Source organism: Hydrogenophaga sp. 70-12 (assembly GCF_001897365.1).
Taxonomy (GTDB): domain Bacteria; phylum Pseudomonadota; class Gammaproteobacteria; order Burkholderiales; family Burkholderiaceae_C; genus Hydrogenophaga; species Hydrogenophaga borbori.
Window position 1 is genome coordinate 1 of the sequence record NZ_MKSS01000070.1, and the last position, 3,394, is coordinate 3,394.

General features: G+C 72.0%; 2 protein-coding genes. Both read left to right on the forward strand.

The window, feature by feature from the left end:
• On the forward strand, positions 1 to 1,425 hold a 1,425-nt coding region (gene xdhA, locus BGO22_RS04485), incomplete at its 5' end, for a xanthine dehydrogenase small subunit (protein ID WP_502686425.1).
• Positions 1,422 to 3,394 (forward strand): xanthine dehydrogenase molybdopterin binding subunit (xdhB, locus tag BGO22_RS04490; RefSeq protein WP_286849288.1); only part of this gene is annotated, 1,973 nt, incomplete at its 3' end. The genes xdhA and xdhB, both read left to right, overlap by 4 nt.

Genomic DNA, 3,394 nt, shown 5'->3' on the forward strand with positions numbered 1-3,394 from the left:
CTGCCCGCCGTGCCGCCCGACCGCACCCTGCTGCAGGTCCTGCGCGAGGACCTGCACTGCACCGGCACCAAGGAGGGCTGCGGCGAGGGCGACTGCGGCGCCTGCACCGTGGTGCTGGGCGAAGCGGTGGACGGGCGGCTCCAGCTGCAGGCCGTCAATGCCTGCATCAAGCTGGCGCACTCGGTCCAGGGCCAGGCGGTGTTCACCGTGGAAGACCTGGCCGTCGACGGTCAGGCCCACCCGGTGCAGGAAGCCATGGTGCAGTGCCACGCCAGCCAGTGCGGCTTCTGCACCCCGGGCTTCGTCATGAGCCTGTTCGCCCTGTACGAACACACCGGCGGTGGCCAGGGCGTGGACCACGCCGCCGCCCAGGCCGCGCTGTCGGGCAACCTGTGCCGCTGCACGGGCTACCGGCCCATCCTGGACGCCGCCGCGCGCATGGGCCAGCTGCCCTGCCCGGCCGGCGCCCGCGTCGACGAGGCCGCCGTGCTGCGCGGCCTGCGCACCCTGGGCCAACCCGACCCCGAGGCGCCCTACCGGCGCCCCGCCAGCCTGCAGGCCCTGCTGCAGGCGCGCGCCGCCCACCCCGAGGCGCAGGTGGTGGCCGGCACCACCGACGTCGGCCTGTGGATCACCAAACAGCACCAGCGCTACCCCCGACTGCTCGACGTGACCGGCGCCGCCGAGCTGCGCCGCGTGGAGACCTACCCGCACCACATCGCCATCGGCGCCGCCGTGAACCTGACGCAGGCCTACGCCGCGCTGGTGGCCGAGCGGCCCTCGCTCGCCGCCTTCGCCCACCGCTTCGCCGGCCTGCCGGTGCGCAACGCCGGCACCCTGGGCGGCAACGTGGCCAACGGCTCGCCCATCGGCGACAGCATGCCGCTGCTCATCGCCCTGGGCGCCAGCGTCGTGCTGATGCGCTGGGACACGAAGCGGCGCGCCATCGCCCACCGCGAGCTGCGCCTGGAAGACCTGTACACCGGCTACCGCCAAAACGTGATGCGGGCGGACGAACTGCTCTGCTGGATCAAGGTGCCGCGCCCCTCGCCGGATGAGTGCCTGCAGGTCGACAAAGTGAGCAAGCGCTTCGAAGACGACATCTCGGCCGTCTGCCTGGCCGTGAAGCTGCGCATCGACGGCGGCGTGGTGCGCGAAGCCCGCATCGGCGCCGGCGGCGTGGCCGCCACGCCGGTGCGCGCGCCCCTGACCGAGGCGGCGCTCACCGGCCAGCCCTGGAACGAAGACACCGTGATGGCCGCCAGCGCCGTGCTGCGCGACGAGTTCCGCCCCATCAGCGACATGCGCGCCAGCGCCGACTACCGCCGCGCGGTGCTGGGCAATCTGCTGCGCCGCCACTGGTTGGCGCAGCAGGGCCAGCGCGGCCTGCGGCTGGAATCCCTGGACCTGGAGGCCCTGGCATGAACGCCCCCGACACCGCCCTGCTGCAGCGCCAGACCACCAGCGCCGCTGGCGCCTCGCGCTTCCATGAAAGTGCGCACGCCCAGGTGGCCGGCGCCGCCACCTACATCGACGACATCCCCGAGGTGCGCGGCACCCTGCACGCCGCGCCCGTCTGCTCGCCCGTGGCCCACGGCCGCCTGAGCGGCTTCGACACCGCCGAAGCCCTCGCCCTGCCCGGCGTGCGCGCCTTTGTCGGCGCGGCCGACGTGCCCGGCGACCCCATCCTCGCCGCCTTCGGCCACGACGAGCCCGTGTTCGCGCAAGACTCGGTGCAGTTCCTGGGCCAGGTGATGGGCCTGATCGTGGCCGACGACGCCATGACCGCACGCCGCGCCGCCCGCCTGGTCAAGCCCCGCATCGAGCCCCTGCACCCCGTGCTGAGCGTGCACGAGGCGCACGAGCTCAAAAGCTATGTGCTGCCGCCCGTGCACGTGGCGCGCGGCGACGCCGCCGCCGCGCTGGCGCGCGCGCCGCACACCCTGGACGGCGAATTCGAGGTTGGCGGCCAGGAGCACTTCTACCTGGAAGGCCAGATCGCCTATGCGCTGCCGCTGGAGCAGAACCAGTGGTGGATCCACAGCAGCACCCAGCACCCCGGCGAGGTGCAGCACTGGGTGGCGCACGCCCTGGGTGTCCCCAACCACGCGGTGACGGTGGAGTGCCGGCGCATGGGCGGCGGCTTCGGTGGCAAGGAAACCCAGGCCGGCCACCTGGCCGTGTGGGCCGCGCTGGCCGCGCGCAAGACCGGCCACCCGGTCAAGCTGCGGCTGGACCGCGACGACGACTTCATGGTCACCGGCAAGCGCCACCCCTTCGCCTACCGCTACCGCGTGGGCTTCGACGGCGACGGCCGCCTGAGCGGCCTGCACATCGTCATGCTGGCCAACTGCGGCTTCAGCGCCGACCTCTCGGGCCCGGTCGCCGACCGCGCCATCTTCCACTGCGACAACGCGTACTTCCTGGAAGACGTCGCCATTCACTCCTTCCGCTGCAAGACGAACACGCAAAGCCACACCGCCTTCCGCGGCTTCGGCGGGCCGCAGGGCGTCATCGCCATCGAACGCATCCTGGGCGACATCGCGCGCCACCTCGGCCTCGACCCGCTACAGGTGCGGCTGCGCAACCTCTACGGCATTGGCGAACGCGACCAGACGCACTACGACATGAAGGTGGAGGACAACATCCTCGAACCGCTCATGACGGCGCTCGCGCGCAGCGCGGACTACGAACGCCGCCGCGCCGCCATCGAGGCCTTCAACGCCCGCAGCCCGGTCATCAAGAAAGGCATCGCACTCACGCCGGTGAAGTTCGGCATCAGCTTCACCGCCACCCTGTTCAACCAGGCGGGCGCGCTGGTGCACGTCTACACCGACGGCAGCGTGATGGTGAACCACGGCGGCACCGAGATGGGCCAGGGCCTGAACACCAAGGTCGCGCAGGTGGTGGCCGATGAGCTGGGCGTGCCCTTCGAGCGCGTCATCGCCACCGCGGCCGACACCAGCAAGGTGCCCAACGCCAGCGCCACCGCCGCCAGCAGCGGCACCGACCTGAACGGCCGCGCCGCGCAGTTCGCCGCGCGCCACGTGCGCGACAACCTCGCGGCTTTCGTGGCCGGCCAGGACGGCTGCGGCGCGGGCGCGGTGCGCTTCCTCGGCGGCGAGGTGATCACCCCCAAGAGCACGCGCCGCTTCGAGGACGTGGTGAACGCGGCCTACGCCAACCGCATCCAGCTCTGGAGCGACGGCTTCTACCGCACGCCCAAGATCCACTACGACAAGCTGACCATGAAGGGGCGGCCCTTCTACTACTTCGCCTACGGCGCGGCCTGCAGCGAAGTCGCCATCGACACCCTCACCGGCGAGAGCCGCGTGCTGGCCGTGGACATCCTGCACGACGTGGGCCACAGCATCAACCCGGCCATCGACATCGG